At 65.1% G+C, this 21,592-nt stretch carries 15 protein-coding genes and 1 riboswitch; of the genes, 11 read left to right on the top strand and 4 right to left on the bottom strand.

Features of this window, described 5'->3' with window-relative positions:
• Window positions 1-9 precede the first annotated feature (9 nt).
• Window positions 10-1,707 carry a SulP family inorganic anion transporter gene (locus tag ACE3SS_RS02800; RefSeq protein WP_374591075.1) on the top strand — a complete coding sequence of 566 codons (1,698 nt, stop codon included), beginning with the start codon at window positions 10-12 and terminating at the stop codon, window positions 1,705-1,707.
• Here ACE3SS_RS02800 and ACE3SS_RS02805 read toward each other — a convergent pair.
• On the bottom strand, window positions 1,667-3,157 hold the full coding sequence (locus ACE3SS_RS02805; RefSeq protein ID WP_374591078.1) for a CHAD domain-containing protein: 1,491 nt from the start codon (window positions 3,155-3,157) through the stop codon (window positions 1,667-1,669). The two genes, ACE3SS_RS02800 and ACE3SS_RS02805, sit on opposite strands and share 41 nt — an antisense overlap.
• Window positions 3,158-3,285: 128 nt before the next feature.
• Here ACE3SS_RS02805 and ACE3SS_RS02810 point away from each other — a divergent pair, with 128 nt between their 5' ends.
• The 4 genes from ACE3SS_RS02810 to panC all read left to right on the top strand — a co-directional run bounded on the left by ACE3SS_RS02810 (window position 3,286) and on the right by panC (window position 6,218).
• Complete coding sequence (locus ACE3SS_RS02810; protein ID WP_374591081.1) at window positions 3,286-3,489, top strand: DUF3460 family protein; 204 nt, start codon at window positions 3,286-3,288, stop codon at window positions 3,487-3,489.
• A 40-nt stretch (window positions 3,490-3,529) separates the two neighbouring features.
• Entirely contained in the window at window positions 3,530-4,393 is an 864-nt protein-coding gene (locus ACE3SS_RS02815; protein WP_374591084.1) for a ScpA family protein, read from the top strand.
• Window positions 4,394-4,488: 95 nt separating this feature from the next.
• Window positions 4,489-5,346 (top strand): 3-methyl-2-oxobutanoate hydroxymethyltransferase, encoded by an 858-nt coding sequence (panB, locus tag ACE3SS_RS02820; protein WP_374591087.1) that lies wholly within the window; start codon window positions 4,489-4,491, stop codon window positions 5,344-5,346.
• A 20-nt stretch (window positions 5,347-5,366) separates the two neighbouring features.
• On the top strand, window positions 5,367-6,218 hold the full coding sequence (panC, locus tag ACE3SS_RS02825) for a pantoate--beta-alanine ligase (protein ID WP_374591135.1): 852 nt from the start codon (window positions 5,367-5,369) through the stop codon (window positions 6,216-6,218).
• A gap of 47 nt (window positions 6,219-6,265) precedes the next feature.
• Here the strand turns inward: panC and ACE3SS_RS02830 are convergent, their stop codons facing one another.
• Both ACE3SS_RS02830 and ACE3SS_RS02835 read right to left on the bottom strand, forming a co-directional pair.
• The gene (locus ACE3SS_RS02830) at window positions 6,266-8,365 is read right to left on the bottom strand and encodes an ATP-dependent DNA helicase (protein WP_374591090.1); all 2,100 of its coding nucleotides are present in this window, start codon (window positions 8,363-8,365) and stop codon (window positions 6,266-6,268) included.
• Window positions 8,366-8,387: 22 nt separating this feature from the next.
• Entirely contained in the window at window positions 8,388-11,003 is a 2,616-nt protein-coding gene (locus ACE3SS_RS02835; protein WP_374591093.1) for a zinc-dependent metalloprotease, read from the bottom strand.
• Between the two features lie 474 nt (window positions 11,004-11,477).
• Here ACE3SS_RS02835 and ACE3SS_RS02840 point away from each other — a divergent pair, with 474 nt between their 5' ends.
• From ACE3SS_RS02840 to ACE3SS_RS02855, 4 genes are all read left to right on the top strand, one after another.
• Window positions 11,478-12,677, top strand: a complete 1,200-nt coding sequence (locus ACE3SS_RS02840; RefSeq protein ID WP_374591096.1) for a hypothetical protein — start codon at window positions 11,478-11,480, stop codon at window positions 12,675-12,677.
• A 97-nt stretch (window positions 12,678-12,774) separates the two neighbouring features.
• Window positions 12,775-13,827 (top strand): putative solute-binding protein, encoded by a 1,053-nt coding sequence (locus ACE3SS_RS02845; RefSeq protein ID WP_374591099.1) that lies wholly within the window; start codon window positions 12,775-12,777, stop codon window positions 13,825-13,827.
• Between the two features lie 112 nt (window positions 13,828-13,939).
• Window positions 13,940-16,096: a TRAP transporter large permease subunit gene (locus ACE3SS_RS02850; protein WP_374591102.1), complete on the top strand. Its 2,157-nt coding sequence runs from the start codon at window positions 13,940-13,942 to the stop codon at window positions 16,094-16,096.
• Between the two features lie 145 nt (window positions 16,097-16,241).
• Window positions 16,242-16,327: riboswitch (cyclic di-GMP riboswitch) on the top strand.
• A gap of 63 nt (window positions 16,328-16,390) precedes the next feature.
• The gene (locus ACE3SS_RS02855; protein ID WP_374591105.1) at window positions 16,391-18,175 is read left to right on the top strand and encodes a S53 family peptidase; all 1,785 of its coding nucleotides are present in this window, start codon (window positions 16,391-16,393) and stop codon (window positions 18,173-18,175) included.
• 18 nt (window positions 18,176-18,193) lie between these two features.
• Here ACE3SS_RS02855 and earP read toward each other — a convergent pair whose 3' ends face one another.
• Entirely contained in the window at window positions 18,194-19,279 is a 1,086-nt protein-coding gene (gene earP, locus ACE3SS_RS02860; RefSeq protein ID WP_374591108.1) for an elongation factor P maturation arginine rhamnosyltransferase EarP, read from the bottom strand.
• 130 nt (window positions 19,280-19,409) lie between these two features.
• Between earP and uvrC the strand changes: the two genes are divergently transcribed.
• Window positions 19,410-21,398, top strand: coding sequence for an excinuclease ABC subunit UvrC (uvrC, locus tag ACE3SS_RS02865; protein ID WP_374591138.1), 1,989 nt, complete (start codon window positions 19,410-19,412; stop codon window positions 21,396-21,398).
• Window positions 21,395-21,559 (top strand): hypothetical protein, encoded by a 165-nt coding sequence (locus tag ACE3SS_RS02870; RefSeq protein WP_374591110.1) that lies wholly within the window; start codon window positions 21,395-21,397, stop codon window positions 21,557-21,559. The genes uvrC and ACE3SS_RS02870 overlap by 4 nt, the downstream gene beginning before the upstream one ends.
• The last annotated feature ends 33 nt before the right edge of the window (window positions 21,560-21,592 follow it).

Consider the following 21,592-nt stretch of genomic DNA (forward strand, 5'->3'; position numbering starts at 1 on the left):
GGACGGGCCGTGGCACGCTGGTCCATCCCTGTTCCGCTGCACGCGTTTCGGCCGCGCCTGCTCGACAGTCTGAAGGGCTACGGGCGTCAGCATTTATTGCGTGACCTGGGGGCCGGGCTCACCGTGGGGGTAGTGGCGCTGCCATTGGCCATGGCGTTCGCGATTGCGTCGGGCGTCAAACCGGAACAGGGTCTGTTCACGGCCATCATTGCCGGCTTTCTGATCTCGGCGCTGGGCGGCTCGCAAGTGCAGATCGGCGGGCCTGCCGGGGCCTTCATCGTGATCGTCTACGGCATTCTCGAGCGCTACGGCCTGGCGAACCTGCTGATGGCCACCACGCTGGCGGGCGTGATACTGGTGCTGATGGGTCTGTTTCGGCTTGGTGCGCTGGTGCGCTACATCCCGGTCAGTATCGTGATCGGCTTTACCAACGGCATCGCGGTGCTGATCGGTTTGTCTCAGGTGAAAGAATTTCTGGGGCTGACGACGCCCAAGTTGCCGGGCGATTTTTTTGCGCTGATCGGCGTGCTGTGGGCGCACGCGCACACGTTCAACCTGCATGCGGTGGCGCTGGCGTCGGCCAGTCTGACGATCGTGATCTTGTGGCCCAAGACCTACAAGCGCGACCAGTTTGGCGCGGTGCTCAACGTGCTGACGCAGATCCCCGGCACGGTGGTGGCACTGGTGGCTGCGACAGCCGCGACCTATTTTTTGCAGCTGCCCGTTGAAACCATCGGATCGAAGTTTGGCGGGATACCGCAGTCGCTGCCGTCGCTGCAGATGCAGACGGTGAGCTGGGAATCGGCCAAGCACTTGTTCATCCCGACGCTGACCATCGCGCTGCTGTGCGCCATCGAGTCGCTGCTGTGCGCGCGGGTGGCCGACAACCTCACCGAGGTTCGTCGCCATGACCCGAATCAGGAGCTGATGGCGCAGGGCGTGGCCAACATCGTCGCGCCGTTTTTTGGCGGCCTCCCGGCCACGGGCACGATCGCCCGCACGGTCACCAACGTGCGCTCGGGCGCAGCGTCGCCGGTCGCCGGTATGGTGCATGCGCTGGTGCTGCTCGTCATCGTGCTGGTGGGGGCGCCGCTGGCGCGCAACATTCCGCTGGCCGCGCTGGCGGGCATCCTCATGTTCGTGGCCTGGAACATGGGAGAGTGGCGCGAGTTCTTGCGACTGCGGCAGTTCAACACCACCTACCGCACCATCTTGCTGGGCACGTTTTTCCTGACCGTGGTGTTCGATCTCACGGTAGCTGTGGAGGCCGGGCTCGTGCTGGCATGCCTCTTCTTCATCTACCGCATGAGTTCGCTGTTCCGGGTTGAACGCCTGCACCTCGACGGCGTGCCCGAGCGCGTGAGGGTGTATCGCCTCTACGGCTCACTGTTCTTTGGCGCGGTGGCCAAGCTGGAGGCACTCGAAGAGGCCGTGCCGGCGGGCACCGAGGTGGTGGTGCTGGAGATGCAGCGCCTGGTGTCGATGGACACCACCGGGCTCGACGCGCTGGCCCAGTTGCACAAGGCCTTGGAGCGTCTCGGCGCGCGCCTGGTGCTGTGCGACGTGAACGAGCAGCCCTTGGGCCTGATGGCGCGTTCGGGCTTCGACCAGCGTCTGGGGCCGGGCAGCGTGTTTGCCGACTTGTCTGCCGCGCTGGCAGGGGTACTCACCCCCGCCAGAAGCCCTCAGCCCGGCGCCAGCGCTTGAGTGCCGCTTCGGCGGCGTGCAGCGACTGCTGTCGATGGGCGGCGAGCCAGCCGAGCGCGAACCAGGCGCGCGGCTCATGTTCGGTCACAGCATGAAATCGGGCTTGCGCCACCAGCAGATCGTTGAATGCGCCCAGTGCGTCCAAGGCCTCCCGCAGGACGCCGAGATGGCGGCGCGCGGCCTTGCGGGGCAAAAAGACCAACCCCAGCTCGACGCCGTCGCGCAGGCGCTTGAGGCGCTTGCGCAGTTCGTGCAAAGCAGCCTCGTTGAGGTCGGGGGCCTTGGCTTCCTTGGCCGCACGCCGATGCCAGCGGCGCAGGCGTTCGTTGATCGGCGCACGGGCGGGCCGATCGGCTGACTCAGCGGTGGAGCCGGCTACCGCAGTCTCGAGCAGATCCAGCCAGAGCAGGCTGACTGACGGGCCGCGCAGCAGGTCGGGCGCCGACAAGGTCTGGGCCGTTGACGGCAGGTTCAAGTTGGGGCAACCGGCCGCTTGCAAGCGCGGCCAGAGCATGGTCAGCGTATCGGCGTCGCGCACAGGGCCGAGCTGGCGAAACAGCGCGACAGCCGCATCCTGCGTCGCCTCGCCAGGCGCCAGCCCGTGCGGCGCGAAAAGCTTCCAGGTCGAACGCAGCCGGCGCAGGCCCACGCGCAGCGCATGCACATGGTCAGGCGTGCCGCGATCGCTGCTCAAGCTGCTGGCGTTGTCGAGCAGGGCGTCGAGCAAGGTGGTGTGGATGCGTTGCCAGGCAACGCCCAGCGTGGCGTCGGCGGGCAACGGCGGGAACGCGGGAGCGGCTGGAGCAGGGTCGACACTTCGAGCCAGGTGATCGCCGCGATGCGCCTTGGTGTGCACGTCCAGCCACAGACCGTGCGACCGAATCCAGTGCCGGGCCTGATCGATCACGGCTTGCGGTTCGCCGCTCACCAGCTCGATCTCGAGTTCGCACACCGGCACGCGGCGCTCGCCCGTCGCGATCCAGCCCTCGTCGAAGGCGAGCTCCAGCACGCCGCCCGGCACGCTGATCTCGCTGCTGCGGCGCTGGATGTCCGTTCGGTAGAGCTCGATCAGCTCGGGGGCGTGCGCGTCGCTCTCGCGCGGGGCCAGGGCAGTCGCCAGCGCCTCGCCAGCAGGGGTGCCGGCGTGGCGTTGCGGGTCCACCGTCGGGCGGGCGCCTCGTTTCACGCGCAGCGGCACGTTGTGTTCGAGGCGCTGCAAGGCGTTGGGGCCGCCGGCCTTGAGCGTCTGTACCCATCGGGGGCCCTCTTTGCGTACACGCAGTGCCATGCCGGCATGAGCCAGGCGGCGGTCGGGCGTGTCGTAGTAGGCGGCCATCAGACGTTGCTGGAGCGGCTTGCTCCCGTCCGCGTGCGGCTGGTGTTGAAGAGCCCGGAGCACCGACTCGCGCGCCGTGCCGGGCACCACCAGTTTGAGTTCGATTTCCTGCATGCCGGCGATCATGGCATGGCGGGATGACGCTTGAGAGTCAAGCTCCGATGGCGCAAATGCTCAACCGTGGCCGAGACTCGGTCGTAAAATGAACGGTTGCCTGTAACTCAACTCTTCGCGCCCTGACCATGCCTCTGTTCTGGAAACCCTACCAATCCGAAGCCACGCAATTCATCGAGTCGCTGAAAAAGGCCGACCCGACGCTGGAAGCGCGCCAGCGCGAAGGGCGCGGTCTGCTGTGGGACAAGCCCCAAGACCGTCAGGCGCAGGCCGAGTGGCGCGGCGCCCGCGTGGCGCAGCAGCCCTACGTCTACCAGACCAAGGGTCACTGAGCTCCGCCAGGGGCTCGGTTCGGCCTGACCGGCTGATCGCATGACCAACGAGGTGTTGGCCGACGATGCGCCTTCGGGCGCGGGTGTCAGCGTGGACGCCAGCGGCCTGCCCGAGCTGGTGGACAACGTGGCGGTGGCGCGCCTGTACGGCGAGCCGCTGTTCGCGCTGCCGCAAGATCTCTACATTCCGCCCGATGCGCTGGAGGTGTTTCTCGAAACCTTCCAGGGTCCGCTCGACTTGTTGCTGTATCTGATCCGCAAGCAGAACTTCAACATCCTCGACATCCCGATGGCCGACGTGACGAGGCAATACCTCACCTACGTCGACCAGATCCGCAAGACCAATCTCGAACTGGCCGCCGAATACCTGCTGATGGCGGCCATGCTCATCGAGATCAAGTCGCGCATGCTGCTGCCGCCCAAGAAGACCGAGGGCGGCCAGGAGCCCGAGGACCCGCGCGCCGAGCTGGTGCGCCGCCTCATCGAGTACGAACAGATGAAGCAGGCCGCGGCCAAGCTCGATCAGATCCCGCTGCTGGGGCGCGATTTCATGCGGGTGCAGGTGTTCATCGAGCCGTCCGAAAAGCCGCGCTTCGCCGACGTCAGCCTCGACGAGCTGCGCGATGCCTGGCTCGACATCCTGAAGCGCGCCAAGCTCAATCAGCATCACAAGATCAGCCGCGAAGAGCTCTCGGTGCGCGAGCACATGTCCATGGTGTTGCGCACCCTGCAGGGCAAGCGCTTCGTCGAGTTTGAAGACCTGTTCGATGTGAGCCGCGGCACGCAGGTCGTGGTGGTCACGTTCATCGCGATGCTGGAGCTGGCCAAGGAGCGCCTGCTCGAAATCACCCAGGCCGAGGCCTTCGCGCCGATCTTCGTGCGCTTGGCGTACCAGCCATCCTGAACGCAAGCCCCTTGACCGACGGATGCGCGCACGCCACATCGGTCAACCCCTAGAATTTCGTGCCTCGAATGCTGCTCACCGAGCATCTGCCATCCATGAGTCAAAGCGCCTCTTCTCCCGTTGCCGCCACCGCCGCTGAAGCGCCTGCCACGCGCAAGCCCGTGACCTTGCACCGCTTGCGCGAGATGCACAAGTCCGGCGACAAGATCACCATGCTCACGGCCTATGACGCCACCTTCGCGCGGCTGCTCGACGGCGCGGGCGTCGATTGCCTGCTGGTAGGCGACTCGCTCGGCATGGTGATGCAGGGGCAGGCCAGCACCATCCCGGTCACGCTCGACGACATGGTCTATCACACCCGCTGCGTGGCGCGTGGCAACCAGACCGCCTGGGTGGTGGGCGACCTGCCCTTCGGCAGCTACCAAGAGAGCCGCGAGCAGGCGCTGCGCTCCAGCGTGGCCCTGATGCAGGCCGGCGCGCAGATGATCAAGATCGAAGGCGGCGGCTGGACGGCCGACACCGTGCGCTTTCTCACCGAGCGCGGCATCCCCGTCTGCGCCCACCTGGGTTTGACGCCGCAGAGCGTGCATGCCCTGGGCGGCTACCGCATCCAGGGGCGCGACGAGGCCGGGGCCGACACGCTGCGCCGCCACGCCAAGGAACTGGCCGACGCTGGTGCCGCGATGATGGTGCTCGAACTGATGCCCAGCAGCGTGGCCGCGCAGGTGCAGGCCGACAACCCGGGCGTCATGACCATCGGCATCGGCGCGGGCCAAGCCACGGCCGGGCAGGTGCTGGTGGTGTACGACATGCTGCGCCTCACGCGCGGCAAGCTGCCCCGCTTTGCCCGTGACTTCACGGCCGAAGGCGGCACGACCGAAGACGCCATCCGCCGCTTCGTGGCGGCCGTCAAAGACGGCAGCTTCCCCGACGAGAAGTTGCACGGCTACTGATTACCTGGATTGTTATGACGCTGCGTATCGTCCACACCATTGCCGAGCTGCGCCAAGCGCTGGCCGCTCGCGGCCCGGTGGCTTTTGTGCCGACCATGGGCAATTTGCACGAGGGGCATCTGTCGTTGATCCGCCTGGCCAAGGAGCGCGTTGCGGCGCAGGGCGGGGTGGTGGTGGCGAGCATCTTCGTCAACCGCCTGCAGTTCTTGCCGCACGAAGACTTTGACCAATACCCGCGCACGCTTGAGCGCGACGCCGCGCTGCTCGATACCGCCGGTTGCGACTTCGTATTCGCCCCGTCCGAGCGCGAGTTCTACCCCGAGCCGCAGGGCTACAAGATGGTGCCGCCCACCGAGTTGGCCGACATCCTCGAAGGCCACTTCCGCCCCGGCTTCTTCACCGGCGTGTGCACGGTGGTCAACAAGCTTTTCAACTGCGTGCAGCCCGACGTGGCGGTGTTCGGCAAGAAGGACTACCAACAGCTCATGGTGCTGCGCCAGATGGTGCGGCAGATGGCACTGCCGATCGAGATCGTGGCGGGCGATACCGGCCGGGCGGACGACGGCTTGGCGCTGTCGTCGCGCAACGGATACCTGAGCGACGAGGAGCGCGCCCAGGCGGTGCAGATTTCGCAAACACTCAAACGCATCCAGCAGGCGGTGAAGAGTGGCACGCGTGACATCGCCGCGCTGGAGCAGGCCGAGACCGAAGCGCTGGCGCAGCGCGGCTGGTCGGTCGACTACGTGACGGTGCGCCGCCGGGCCGATCTGCAGGCCCCGACCGATGACGACCTGAGCCGTGGCGTGCCGCTGGTGACGCTGGCGGCGGCCCGCATCGGCAAGACGCGCCTGATCGACAACCTCGAAATCTGAGGGGGCGGGGCCGGTGGCCCAAGCTCCTGAATCCGAGGCGGCGCGGTTTATGCCGCTGCTTCGTTGACGTCGGACGAGGCGGCGTCGGTTGTGGCTGGCTCGGCGTTGAGCAGAAAAGCCACGGCATCGGCTTCGACGCGGCTGCGGCGCATCGGTGGCAGGCTTTGCCAGATGCGCTTGCCGTAGTGCTTGGTGATCAGCCGCGTGTCGCCAATCATCAGCACCCCGCGATCCGTCTCGCCGCGTATCAGGCGCCCCGCGCCTTGCTTGAGCGAAATGATGGCCTGCGGCACCTGATGCTCCATGAACGGGTTGCCGCCTTCCTTGGCGAGCAGCTCCAGCCGCTTGGCAAGCACGGGGTCGTCGGGCGGGGTGAAGGGCAGTTTGTCGATCACCACCAGCGAGAGTGCTTCGCCGCGCACGTCCACGCCTTCCCAGAAGCTTTGGCTGCCCACCAGCACGGCGTTGCCGGCGGCTCGAAAGCGATCGAGCAGTTGACCGCGCGCCATCTGGCCTTGCTGCAGCACGATGATCTCGTCGCCAGCGGCCTCGAACGCCTCGCGCAGCCGCTGTGCGGCGCGCTCCACGGCGCGTAGCGAGGTGCACAGCACGAAGGCTCGGCCGCGGTTGGCGCGCAGCAGGGGCAGGGCGGCGTCCACCACGGCATCGGTGTGACCCGGGTGCGATGGCTCCGGGATGCCGTCGGGCACGTAGAGCAGGCTTTGCTGCGGGTAGTCGAAGGGGCTGGCCCAGGCGTGGCAAGCCGCATCGTCCAGGCCCAGGTCGCGCGTGAAGTGGCTGAAGTTCTGCTTCACCGCCAAGGTGGCCGAGGTGAAGATCCAGGCCTGCTTGGGGGCCGGGCGGTCGTCGTCAGGCGAGGACTCGTCGGGCTCGGCGTCCAGGTTGCCAGCCGCGAGCGAGGCGTCGTCGTCAGCCTCGGCTGGATCGGCTTCCGGCTCATCGCCGTCGGGCCCCAGCCGTTGGCGCCGGAACAGCTCGGCCACCGAGATCGGCGTACGGTGCAGTTGGATGCTCGACGCCATCACATCGACCCAGCACAGCTCGGGTTCGTCGTCGCGCTCGGGGGTGTTCCAGCGCGCGAGCCGTTGTTCGAGCTCGTTGGCGCGGCGATGCAGTTGCGCCAGGCCGGGCCCGCGCTCGGCTTGCGAGCCAAGCAACTCGCTCACCTCACTCAAGGCGTCGCGCAGTTTGGCCAGGGCTGTCGCGAAAGCGGCCGGGTCGGGCAACTGCACGGCGGCAAATTTCTGCTGCTGGGGGCCGAAGCACAAGCGCAGCTCGCGGGTGGCACGCTCGAGCGGCGCCAGTGCAGTGGGCCAGTTGGTGGCATCGCGCGCCTCGGTCATGCCTTCGGCCAGCGCGTCACGGCAGAGTTCAAGCAGTTGCGAGCTCGACACCGTCTCGCCAAAGAACAGCGTGGCGGTGTCGGTGAGCTGGTGGGCTTCGTCGAAGATCACGGTTTGCGCCGAGGGCAACAGGCTGCTCACGCCTTCTTCGCGCAGCATCAGGTCGGCAAAGAAAAGGTGGTGGTTGACGACGACCACGTCGGCGTCCTGCGCCTGCTTGCGCGCCTTGAGCACGAAGCAGTCTGTGAAGCTGGGGCATTCGCCGCCCAGGCAGTTGTCGCGGGTCGAGGTGACGCGCTGCCAGATGGTGGCGGTCTCGGGCACGGTGGCGCACTCGGCCTTGTCGCCGGTCTTGCTCAGCTCGGCGAAGCGCGCCACTTGCCGCAGATCACGCACCTCCTGCTTGCTGGCAAGCATCGCCTCTTGCTCGGCGCGGGCCAGGTGGTGGTGGCAGACGTAATTGGCGCGACCCTTGAGCAGCGCAATGCTCACGGGCACCGCCAGCGCGGCGCGCACGGCGGGCAGGTCGCGGTGAAAGAGCTGGTCTTGCAGCGTCTTGGTGCCGGTGGACACGATCACCTTGCCGCCTTCGAGCAGGGCGGGCACCAGGTAAGCGGCCGTCTTGCCGACGCCGGTGCCGGCTTCGAGCACCACGGTGCCGCGCTCGCGAATGGCCTGCGTCACGCGGCGCGCCATCTCGACTTGCGGCTGGCGCACGCGATAGCCCTCGAAGGCGCGGGCCAGCGGGCCGTCGGCGGCGAAGAGGGCGTCGATATCGTCCATGTCGGTCAGTGGGTGCGAAGCCTCACAGCGTACCGCGTTGCAGCGGGGCGTTGATGGCGCGCTCCAGCAAGTCCGCGCAATCGGCGAGGTGGGCTCGGGTCACGGCGTCGAGCGCGCCGCGGCTCGACTCGGCACGCAGGTGCTTGAGCAGGCTGCGCGCTTGCTCGCGCACCACCACCCGACCGTCGGCTCGACTGGTCAGGCTCGGGCGCAGCAGCAGCGCGGCCAGGCGGGTGACGTGCTCGCGCTGCAGATTGCGCCGCAGGGCAGGCTGGTCGCGCGTGCCGGTGTCGCCCATGGGCTGACGACTCCAGATGGCGGTCTGCAGGGTTTGGTGCAGCTCGCGCAGCGTGAAGGCCGTCGGCGCGTCGCTGGCGTGGTCGAGCAGGCGGTTGCCGACCTCTTCGCTCATCAGCGGGTTGAGGATGCTGCGCTGCAGCTCGGCGAGGGCTTGCGGATACGAAAAGTCGGTCGCGACGTTGGCGTGGCCTTCTTCGAGCGCATCGGAGCGGGCCAGATAGTCCACCGCCAGTCGGCTCTCTAGTTGGGGCGACACGGGCAGGCTGTTGGGCGCCAGAAAATCCTTCAGCAGCAGTTGCAGCGCGGCGCGTTGCGTGGCCGCGTCGACGGGCTCCAGCGGAGCGCGACCGCTGCCAGGAAAGTCCCGCCGGGTGTGGATGCCGCCGATCTGCAGCGTCAGGGCATGGCCGGCGCGAGCCAGGTCGCTCATGGCAAAGCCCAGCGAGTGGCGCAGCGGCGAGTAGTCGCCGGTCGGCTTGAGTTGGCGCGTGGCAAGTTTGCCGACGATGTCGCGGGCGATGTCGACCCGGCCGCGCGCGTAGGCCAGTGTGTCGGCGCCCAGGTCGAACTGCACGCTGTCGGGCTCGATGCCCAACGCGGCATCTTCGTCAGTGCTGTAGGCCAACGCGGCGCGCCATTCGGGTTGCTGGCTGCGGGCGGCAATCGTCAGCAGCTCAGCCGCCTCGCGATCCGCCGGGATCGGCTTGTAGGCGTACTCGATGGCCCAGTAGTCGTAGGGGCCCAATGTGGTCGTGAAGGGCGTGCCGCCCACCTTGCCAGGAGGCGGCAGGTTGATGGCGAGGTAGTCCATGACTGACCCGGTGAGGCCGTGCTCACGCGTGAAGGCAGGGTTGGCCAACTGCGCCGCGCTGTACAGCTTGGAGCCGCTGAAGTTGTGCCGCAGGCCCAGCGAGTGGCCCACCTCGTGCAGGGTGGTTTCTTTCAGGTAGTCGAGCACGAATTGACGAGTCTGGGGGCTGTCGGGGTCGAAGCCGTCGGCACCGCTCAGCGTGTCGAGGGCGTAGTCGAGTTGCTGGGCGGCGTCGTCGGCAAACGAGCAGGTATCGAGAGGCTGACTCGGTGCGGCAGCGGCCGGCAGCATCGCGTCGACTGGCAAAGCGGTGCCGGTGGTGGACAGCACCTGTGCGCGCAGCGCCCGCACGGCGCGCGACGACAGGCTTTCGAGCGCGATGTCGGTGTCGAGAATTTCGCCGCTGCGCGGGTCGACATGCGTGGGGGCGATGGCGCCGAAGATCGGGCTGCTGTTGGTCATCCAGCGAATCGAGGCGTGGCCCACTTCCAGGGTGTCGATGCTGCCGTCAGCCGGCTGATCGCGCACCACGATCGCGTTCTGAAAGCCGATGCGCTCGAAGGCCTTGTTCCATTCGAGCACTCCCGAGCGGATCGCTTCGCGGTAGGCCGCCGGGATGCTCCGGTCCAGCCAGTAGGTGATGGGCTGCACCGGCTCGGACAGCGCGGCATCGGGTTGTTTTTTCTCCAGTCGCCAACGGTTAACGAAATGGCGTTTGGGGGTGCGTGCCAGGTCGTCGGAGAAATCGCTCACGCGCGTCGTGAAGTAGCCCACGCGAGGGTCAGCCTTGCGGCCGGCCATCGGTGCATCGGGCAAGCGCGTCAGCGAGTAGTGCACGGTCACGAACAGGCTGCGCGCGTCCGGAACGGCGCCGGGCGTCGTGGGGGCAGGCGGCTGGATCGGCAGCAGCGGATTGGGTTGAGCGAAAGCCAGCACATTGGTGGCGTAGTGGCTTTGCACTTCGATGACCGCGCCGTTGCTGGTGGCGTGGGCTTGCGTGATCAGCGAATTGCGCGGATCGAACACGTAGTTCTGCCGGTAGGCCCGCTGCAGATGCATGGCGGTGCCCAGCAGATCGCTCATGAACAGCGCTTGCGCGTCGATCAGGATGGATTTGCGCTCGCCGTGCGGCTGGCTGAGCACCGGGGCCGCGCCCAGCAGGCTCGGCGAGTACGCGGCCTTGATGGCGAAGGCCTGCGCGCTGTCCTCCTTGGCGACGTAAGCAGTGTTCTGCGCCAGCAATTGGATCTGGTTGTGCACCCGGTGCAGCGTCACCAATTGCGGCTTTCCGAAGTCCCCCCACCGGCTGGCCATCAAGCCACCGTACAGGCCGGCCTCGCCGATGCCGCTGGACAACTTGGGCGACAGGAAGAGCGGCTTGTCGAGCAGGGCTTGCGGCACTTCGAGCCAGGTTTTGTCGTCACGGCTCCAGACCGCGATCAGGCCGGCGTCTGATTTGGCGCCCTTGATCACCCCATCGAAGGGTGGCAACCCAGGCTGGGCCGGCGCGCTGGTCGGTTGCGGCACCGCGGATGCCACCGGCTTCGTGGGGGCGGATACGCATGCACACAGCGGGCCAGCGAGCAGCAAACAGCACCAGAGAGTCGGGCTGCCGGATGAGAAAAAGAGTGAGTGTGGTTGCATACAGCCAAGAGGTGGATGTGAGACGCGGCGCTCGAATGCTAGCTGTCTCGATCTGAACGAGGACTGACATTCTGGCTGCGGGGAATCCTGTGCTGCACAGCAACACCCAGGTCGGGTTACGTAATCGTTCGACAGGTCAATCAACCAACCAGAATTCAAACCAGAGATACCCCGCGATTGGAGGGGAGGGTTTGCATCTATCGGGTGGTATAGGGTGTGCCCATACCATGCGGGCCAATTCAAAGGTTGCTTGCGAATCGTCTATCAAGGGCGAATCGCCTTGGCGTGAGGCGACTCGTCGGGCGGCGACTTGTGAAATTGAAGGTTTGCGCAAAGGCGCAAATGGCCCGGTCTCGAATGGGTGAAACGCACTGCTCGCACGGTGCGGTGGTGTCGTTTGCGAGTGTTGTTGAGCTACTCCATTCGGGTTTTCAATCGTATTCATTCGATCGCCAAGAACTCATAAACACGGAGCTTGAGGTGGGGGGCGTTGATGAACCCCATGTCATTCCCTACAGGAGACAAGAGATGAAATTGAGGTTGACCAAATTATTGGTCTTGGCTGGATTTGCCTTGGCGTCGTCGCTCATGACTGGTTGCGCCACGGTTGAGCGCTCGATGACCAATACCGCCTTGCATTTGATCGAAGAAAGGATCTCGCCTGAGTTTCAGAAGATCGATGACGTCAATATGGGGTGCTCCAGCACGGTGGCGTTGATGCCGCTGATGGCGGGCATGCGCGGGTTTTATGGCGATCCCAACCTGATGGAGTCCGTGCTGCTGACAGGCGCCGCCGTGTGCTCCGATGCACAGGCGACCGAAGAAGAGCTTCGTTACATGCGCGCCCAGCGCGAGAAGCGATCAGACGAAGCACTGGACGCTCGTATCGCGCAGAAGCGCTGGCTTGAAATCTCGGCGCGTCGCCAATACGCGTCGTTTGAGCGCATGCGCAAGCACATCGAGCGCGAGTACTCCGTGAAGTACGGCGAAAAGTGTCCCGGCTTCAAGCGTGAAATCGACGAACTCGATTACCTGCTCGGCACGATCGCCGGCTTGCAAGCCATCCAGAACGACATCGCGTCTCAGCAGGCGGTTGGTGTGCCCACCGACATCCCGCCCAAGGTTGGCGCCGCGATGGAATGCCTGTCCAACGAAAAGTGGTGGGGTGCGCCCCTGGCCTTGAAAGCCGTTGTGTGGTCGTCGGTGCCGGGCGCGTCGGAAGGCAAGGATGTCAAGGGCGCTTTCGACAAAGCCATGATGCTGGGTGAAGTCAAAGGGGTTCGACTGGCGCACGTGATGGCGGCCATCAGCGCCCAATCTGCCGACGACAAAGACCGCTTGAAGGCCATCATCCGTCGTTTCGCGTCGGTGAAGGACTATCACCCGAACAAGGAATATCGCTTTCTCGATGAAATCTCGGCCTCGCTCATTCTGGGTGTGTCCGACCGTCTGTGGACGCAAAACGCCGGCACCCGCACGCCAACGGCCAGCCTGGGCAAGTTCTGGGACGATTCGACAGCATCAGCCGACGTCGACAATTTCCTGGACACGAAATAACAACGACGCCAGGCGCGGCCAAGGTCGCGCCTGAGTTCATTGGCCGAGAGCGCGGGAAGCTCTCGAACAGCACGAAGGTTTATCGAGGAAAGGCAACATGCACATTTTGAAAAAGCTCACACACCGCATGATCGTTTGCGGACTGGTCGCTGCAGCAGCCACGGCGACGCAGGCCAGCCAAAAGGTTTGTGTCTATGACGTGGTGGGAGCGGCAGGCGATGTTTTCAACCTGGCCAAGGACTATGCACTGGCCATGCAGAAAAGCGGCGCCAGCCTGGAACTGAAAGGCTACACCGACGAACGCGTCGCGACCGAAGACTTCCGTACCGGTCAGTGCGACGCCGTGATTGCCACCGGGCTGCGTACCCGCCAGTTCAACCAGACGGCGGGTTCCATCGACACGCTGGGCTCGACCACCATCGTTCGCGACGGCAAGATCGACATGGCCAGTAGCTACGATGTCGTGCGCAAGATCATTCAAACCTTCGCATCGCCGGCAGCCGGCAAGATGATGCTGGAGGGCAACTACGAAGTGGCCGGCATCATTCCGCTGGGCGCTGCCTATCCGGTTGTGAACGACCGCAAGATCAATTCGGTCGAAGCCATGGCTGGCAAGAAGATGGCTGCGTTCGATTACGACAAGGCGCAGGCGGTGATGATCCAGAAGATCGGCGCGCAACCCGTCTCGGCCGACATCACCACGTTCGCGACCAAATTCAACAACGGATCGGTGGACTTCATTGGCGCTCCAGCGCTGGCCTACAAGCCGCTGGAACTCTACAAGGGCATCGGCACCAAGGGCGCGATCCATCGTTTCCCGTTGCTGATCCTGACGTATCAGGTCATCGTCAACAAGACCAAGTTCCCTGAAGGATTTGGTGAAAAATCGCGCCAATACTGGCTGTCGCAGTTCGATCGCGCCATGGGTCTGATCCGCAACGCCGAAAGCAGCATTCCGGCCGCCACATGGTACGAGCTCTCGCCGCAAGACGCGGTCAAGTACACCCTGATGCTGCGTGAGTCGCGCATCGAGATGGGCGAGAAGGGTCTGTATGACAAGCGTGGCTTGAACATCATCAAGCGCGTGCGATGCAGCACCAACCCCGCAGACTCTGAATGCGCCACCAAAACTGAAGTCGGCGCCAATTGACGCCGACTTAGGCGTTCAGCACTGCGCCGTTCGGGCAAAAGGGGGCATGCGCCCCCTTTGTGCTGTTTCTTGCGGCAGCACACACAGTAGTTTTTGTATTTTTGAGTACCCCATGAACAAAGCTTCCCGTACCTACCTTGGCCGCACGCTCGGCGAATGGTTCTCGAGCCTGCCGATCTTCTCGTTGTTGTTGTTGACGCTGATCATCGGTACCGGGGAGATGGTTCACGGGCAGTTGTTGCGCCTGGGTGAGTCGATGTTCGGTGACACGGCGCACGGCGTGCAGTACTTCATGCTGCGGGCCGACCCTACCGCGCCGGCCTGCAACCCCAAGATCGATATCGATGCCGAGGTGCAGCGTCAGCTGTCGCAGACCAAGCCGGCTGGCGGTGACGACGTCGACGCGCTGTTTGGCGACGTCAAGCAAGACCCGGAGGTGCTGCGCAAATCTCTGGTGTCGTCCACGGCCGAATGCCAGTTCAAGCACGACGTCTACCAGCGAATCGTCAGCCACATGACGCCGCAGGTGAAGGCCTACCGAACAGTGGAGACCAGCTTTTTCGCGCTGTTCCAGCTCGGCACCGAGAACCGCACGCTGATGCTGCTGCTGCTGGTGGGCATTGCCGCCATCACCACCACGCTGGGTCACCATCACATCTGCATCCGGCCGCCGCATTTCAAGAAGGACTTCAAGTTGCAAGCGGTGGTCATGAGCATCGCTTCGGCCTTCTTGCTGTACTCGTCGGTGCGCTACTACCAGATCTCGAAGGGTTCGGGCCTGGAGGTGGAGCACCCGGTGATCTACTTCCTCTGGATGATCCTGTTTGGCACCTTGCTGCTGATCAACGTGGTCCGCATCTTCGGCCGCAGCGGTGCGCCGGCCGATGCGCCCGAGGGCTCGTGGCAGCACGCGTTGCTGGCGGTGCCGCTGTTTTCGCAGCTTGCATTGGTTTCTGGCATCTACTTTTTTGCACACGGCCATGAGTCGGGTCTGGCCATTCAGGTCAACCGACTGCTGGATCTGCCGGTCATCTTCCTGAACCTGGCCTTGTTCATCTGGTCGGGCATGCTGCTCAAGCAAAGTCGTATCGTCGACCTGTTCATGAACGTCGTGCGACCCTGGCGCTTTTCGCCGGAGCTGCTGACCTACATCGTGCTGCTGGCCGCTGCGCTGCCCACGGCCTACACCGGCGCCTCGGGCATTCTGGTGATTGCGGCCGGTGGCATCGTTTATCACGAGATCCGCGCGGTCGGGGGCTCGCGCCAGTTCGCGCTGGCTGCCACGGCCATGTCGGGGTCATTGGGCGTGGTGTTGCGGCCGTGCTTGCTGGTGGTGCTGATAGCGGCCTACAACAAGCAGGTCACCACCAACATGCTGTACCACTGGGGGGGGTACGTCTTCTTGTTGACGTCGACCTTGTTCTTCCTGGCGTCGCAGTTGCAGCGCACCAAGCGCGCCAGCATCGAGGCGCCGGCCAAGGCCATCCCGCAGATGCTGCGTCAGGCCGTGCATACGCTGCCGTATGTGGCGATCGTGCTGGCCGTGATTGCGGTCTACGAGTTCGGTTTCGACACCAAGCTCAACGAGGTCACCGCGCCGACCATCATGCCGGTGATCATGCTGGCCGTGCTCGTCTTCGACAAGTGGACCACCAGCCGCCGCAAGCACGTGGGCAAGCATCCGCATCACCCCATCCATGGCATTGACCGACAAGATGGCGTCGAGGCTTCGGTTCGCGCCGCGACCAACGAAGCCATCGGTCACATCGGCGCGCTCATCATGTTGATGACCATTTCGCTGGCCGTGGGCGGGGTCGTCGAGCGCTCCGATGTGATGGAGATGGCGCCCAAGACCTTCCCGAACATTTGGCTGGCGATGGCCTTCCTGGTCGTCACCAAGGTGATTCTGGGGATTTTCATGGACCCGTTCGGGGCCATCATCCTGGTGTCGGGCACGATGGCGCCCATCGCGTACAGCAACGGCATCGACCCTGTCCATTTCTGGATGATGGTGCTGGTGGCATTCGAGCTCGGTTACCTGATGCCGCCGGTGGCGCTGAACCAGTTGTTGACTCGGCAGGTGATTGGCGAAGAAGAAATCCTGAAGGCCGATCACGAGGTGCGAGGGCAGTCGTTCTTCCGCCGCTACGAACGCTGGATCCTGCCGTCCACCGTGATGGCGGCGGGCTTGTCGATCGTGGCGTTTGGACCCTTGGCCGTGCAGCGATTCGAAGTGCTGGCACCGATCAAGCATTTCTTCGCGCCTTGATTCGCGCTGTCTGACGCGTAACGACGGGGCCAGCTGGCCCCGTTTTCATTGGCGTGGAGCCTGTCGATGTTGGTGACGTCGTTCACGCAAGCTGCCTTGCGGTTGTAACCACTCGTTGCGATCACTATGTGTGTGCCCATAAAGTGAAGTTCATGGGCAAACCCGGTGAAAGCCGGGGACGCAAAGCTTCCGGGCTACTGACTCAAGGTCTACGCCAGCGGGGTTGCAGATCGCGGACTCACGTCGAGTGGGTTCTTGCGGGCCCGTCAGACACAACGTAGCGAGGCCCGCAACATGAAGTCCAAGCCGCTCCAACGCATTTCATCTTTGGCGACGCGCCACCCCTTGGTGGCATTGGTCACGTTGGCGGGCGCCATCGCGGTGATCGGGGTCTCGTTTGGCGAGGAGCACGACAGCGCTCGCCCCGCACCGGTTCAAACGTCTCGGCCTGGCGGCGCGCTCTCATCAGTGAATCCGCAGACGGTTTCTCCGTTCACCGCGTTGCCGATGCCGACCCGCTTCGAGCAGTCGGCACAGGCTGGCTATCAGCAACAAGCCGTTGTGTCGGCCGAGCCGGCATGGTCGGGGGCGACAACGTCGACGCCGCGGTCGCTGGCCGCCATGTGGGGCATCCAGTCGGGCGAAGAGACGGATGCACGGCGTGATCATCCGGTGGTGGCGCCGGCCGATCTTCAACCCGTGCAGCCGCCGCGCTTGTATGTGGCATCGGTTCCCACGCCCGGCGATATCGATGCCGATGGCCAAAAGGCCTCGGCCGCCTTGCCGCCGACCCAGGTGCAAGTGTCGTTGGACACGGTGAGCAAGGGTGGCGGTGTTGCCGCGGCGTCGCGTGACAGCGCGGGAGCCGGCGTCGTGAATCTGGGCGGGCTCGGCTTGAACCCTGCCGCAGGTGCAGCGACGGTATCGGTCTACACCCCGGCGCAGATTCGTCAGGCCTATGGCTTCGCTGCTTTGCCCGACGGCACGCTCGCCAACAAATCGGTCTACCAGGGCGCTGGGCAGATCATCGTGATCCTGGATGCCTTCCACCACGCAACGGCCGGGGTGGACCTGAACACGTTCTCCGCCAAGTTCGGCTTGCCGGCTTGCACTTTGCTGCCGACGGTCTACCAACCCAAGGTGGCGATCAGTGCGTTGGTGAGCAAGCCGGCAGCGGGTAACGGCTGCACCTTCCAGACGCTCTACGTGAATTCGGCTGGGGCTCAGGCGGCCAACCCTCCGGCGGTGAACGCCGCGTGGGCCGTCGAGATAGCGCTGGACGTGCAGTGGGCTCACGCCATGGCGCCCAAAGCCAAGATCGTGCTGGTGGAGGCAGCCTCGGCCAGCGGCAACGATCTGATGAATGCAATGCTGTTTGCCAGCAAGCTGGGGGCGAGAACGGTGTCGATGTCGTTCGGCGCGCCGGAGTTTTCGTCGGCGCCCACGTTTGATTGGGTGATGGGGGGCGCTGGGGTGACCTGGGTCGCGGCGACGGGAGACAACGGCGCCGGCGTGAGCTGGCCCGCCTCATCGAGGAATGTGCTGGCCGTGGGTGGCACGCAGCTCAACAACGTGTCGCCACGTGCAGAGGTGGGCTGGAGCGGCAGTGGCGGCGGGCGCAGCGCTTATGTGGTCATGCCGGCCTGGCAGTCGAGCGTCAGCATTGTTGGCAATCCGGCCAACACCCTGGCCAATGCCGCCAAGATGCGCCGTGGGGTGCCCGATGTGGCCTACAACGCCAGCCCCTACTCGGGCTTCTACGTGTACATGTCCGGCAAGGGCTACCTGAGCGTGGGCGGCACCAGCGCGGGTACGCCGCAGTGGGCGGCGCTGGTCAGCATCATCGACGGCGTGCGGGCGCTGGCCGGCAAGCCGGTGTTCAGTGGCACGGCCTTTCAGCAGGCCCTGTACGGCACGGCCGCATCAACCGCCATCTACAAGGCTGCATGGCTGGACGTGAGTTCGGGCACCAATGGCAAGTGTGGTGCCGGTTGCTCGGCGTCGATCAACTATGACTTGGTGACAGGGTTGGGCACCCCGAACGTCGTCAGCCTTCTCGGCACCATGGCTGGGATCTGACGCCAGCGAGGACCATGCTCAAGCGGTTCGCCGGGTTTGCACGAACGCGAGCAGTTGCGTTGTCAGATCGGGTTGACGCACCAGCGATTGCTGCCAGGTGCTTGCGATCTCGCGCCAGCCCGACGTAGCCAGCGCACCGGCGGGCAAGGCGCCCAGCCCGTTCCACCAATGCCAGCAGCGGCGCATCGCCTCGGCGGTTGCCGGGTTTGCGCCAGCGGTGTAGCGGCGCAAGAAGGCATCCAGCTTGCCGGCGTGCACGCCGTCGTCTTGCGGGTAGATGTTCCAGACCATCGGCACGCCTGCCCACTGCGCGCGCACGAATGAGTCTTCTCCGCGCACGAAATTCACATCGCAGCTCCAGAGCAGGGCGTCGAACTCGCGTTGCGAGAAATGCGGCAAGGCATGTACGCGCACCAGGCCGCTGCTCCGCGTCTGTTCGGCTTGGATTTGCGCAGGCAGGGTGGCGTTGACGAGCTCGGTGGCGATCCCGGGGGTGACGAGCAGCAAGGTCGGCGTGCTCAGTTGCGCCAGCAGCTCCGACACCGGTGCGGGCCGATAGCAAAACAGCGACACCACTTGCTCGCTCGGCAGGGGCGCCGTGGCGTGTCGGGCCAGCCAGGCCACGCGATCGAAGTCGGCACGCCGGGGCAGCAGATCGGGCTCGCGCAGCAGCCCCCCGGTACGCGTCGTGAAGCCCGGGTAGAAGAACCACTTTTTCAAGCCGGCTCCGACCCCGCTGAACACGGGCGACATCAGCTGATGACTGCGCTCGACGTAATCTTCGGCGCTCAGGTATTCGAGATTGATCCAGACGGGCGGACATGGCCGCTGCATGCGCGCCACGAAAGCATCGGGCGGGTTGCACCCGAACGCTTCCACCACCACGTCGCCTGGCTCGACGGTCGATTCAGCGGGCCATGCTTCGGGCCATTCGTGCACTTCGACACCCGGGCAGCCTTGGGGCGCCATCCAGCGCAGGGCACTGGCATCGTCCACCCACAGTCGAACCTGCTCGCCGCGCGCGACCAGATCGGCGCTCAGGCGCCAGCACACGCCCAAGTCGCCGTGGTTGTCGATCACGCGGCAAAACACATCCCAAAGCATGCGCGGATTATCGAGGGGCGCAGGCGCGGCTCGGGTGCCGCACAATTTGCGCATGAGCAAGCGCCCCCAATCGATGCCGCCTGATGCCGACGCGCCTTCGTCCGTTGCGCCGAGCCTTGCGCCGGTCACGATGGTGAATGCCGAGCCCGAAGCGGGGCCGGCGACCCGGCAGGACGAGGCCGTGTGGCAGCGTCTGCTGAGCGAGGTGGCGGCCCTGCCGTCATTGCCCGGGGTCTATCGCTACTTCGACGCGGCGGGCGAGCCGCTCTACGTGGGCAAGGCGCGCAACCTCAAGAAGCGCGTCAGCAGCTACTTCCAGCGCCAGGACGACGGCACCCGCATCGGCCTGATGGTGACGCGCATCCACCGGCTCGAAACCACCGTGGTGCGTACCGAAGCTGAGGCGCTGATTCTTGAAAACAACCTCATCAAGACGCTCAACCCGCGCTTCAACATTCTGTTTCGCGACGACAAGAGCTACCCCTATCTCAAGATCGCGTCGCATCGCTTCCCGCGCATGGCGTATTACCGGGGCGCGGTCGACAAGAAGCACCGCTACTTCGGGCCGTATCCCAACGGCTGGGCCGTCAAGCAGACCATCCAGCTGCTGCAGAAGGTGTTTCAGCTGCGCACCTGCGAAGACACCGTCTTCAACCACCGCACGCGACCGTGTCTGCTGTATCAGATCAAGCGCTGCTCGGGGCCGTGCGTCGAGGCCATCAGCGCCGAGGACTACGCCCAGAGCGTGTTGAACGTGGAGCGCTTCCTGCGCGGCGAGCAGCACGAGGTGATGGCGGCCATGCAAGAGCGCATGATGGCTCACGCCGAGCGGCTGGAGTACGAGCAGGCGGCCGACATCCGCAACCAGCTGGCGTCGCTGGCCAGCGTGCTGCAGCAGCAGGCGGTCGAATCGGTGGACGACCGCGACGTGGACATCCTGGCCATCAAGCTGCACGGCGGCCGCGCCTGCGTGAACCTCGCGATGGTGCGCGGCGGGCGGCACCTGGGTGACCGGGCGTACTTCCCGGTCCATGTGCAGGAGGGCGTCGATGCGCAGGCGGCCGGAGACGGCGAGGGCGGCGCTGACGCTGGCGTTGCGGGCGCGGCGGCCCGCTCGCCCGAGCAGAGCGTGCTCGAAGCGTTCATGTCGCAGCACTACCTCGGCGGCGGCGTGCCGGGTGTCCTGATCCTGAGTCAGGCGGTGGACCCCGCCTTGATCGACGCCTTGGCCGAGCAGAGCGGGCACAAGATTATCGTGGTCATGCAGCCGCACGAGCAGCGTCGCGCCTGGCTCGAAATGGCGATTAAGGGGTGTGAGCTGGCGCTGGCACGCCTGCTGTCCGAAGAAGGCTCGCAGCGAGAGCGCACGCGCCTGCTGGCCGAAGCGCTCGATCTCGAAGCCGATGGCCTGGATGATCTGCGCATCGAATGCTTCGACATCAGCCACACCGCCGGCGAGGCCACTCAGGCGTCTTGCGTCGTCTACCAGGGGCACAAGATGCAGTCGTCGCAATACCGTCGCTACAACATCGACGGCATCACCCCGGGCGACGACTATGCCGCGATGCGCCAGGCGCTGACGCGGCGTTACGCCAAGCTCGCCGAAGTGGCGCGCGCCCCCGATGCCGAACCTGGCGCCGACGTGGTGTCCAGCGCCAAGAGCGGCGCACGCATGCCCGATCTGGTGCTGGTCGACGGCGGCAAGGGCCAGGTGGCGATGGCGCGTGATGTATTCGAGGAACTGGGGCTCGACCTCGGGATCATCGTCGGTGTTGAGAAGGGCGAGGGCCGTAAAGTCGGGCTGGAGGAACTTGTCTTCGCCGACGGACGCCCCAAGCTGCAGTTGGAGTCGACATCGGCGGCGCTGATGCTGGTGGCCCAGATCCGCGACGAAGCGCACCGCTTCGCCATCACCGGCATGCGCGCGCGCCGTGCCAGCGTTCGCACGGGGGGCAGTCGCCTGGAGGACATTCCTGGCGTCGGGCCCAAGCGGCGCGCGCGCCTGTTGCAGCGCTTTGGCGGCATCAAGGGGGTGGCGTCAGCCAGCATTGATGAGCTGTGCACCGTCGAAGGCATTTCGAAAGACCTGGCCGAGGAGATCTATCGTGTCTTGCGTTGAATCTGCTGGCCGGCATGATCGATCAGGGTGCGCAACCCGATACCATCAAGCGCGCCAAGCCGTTTGGCGATGTCACGCACGAGCCCCAACCCTGGAAGCACGTTGAAACACTCTTGTTTAACAATGCTCGCCATTTCAAGCCGCGAACGCTAGTTGCCTGAGGCACTGTCAGCCCGATGTCCAAGAAGCCGCAC

Source organism: Aquabacterium sp. (assembly GCF_041915145.1).
Taxonomy (GTDB): domain Bacteria; phylum Pseudomonadota; class Gammaproteobacteria; order Burkholderiales; family Burkholderiaceae_C; genus Aquabacterium.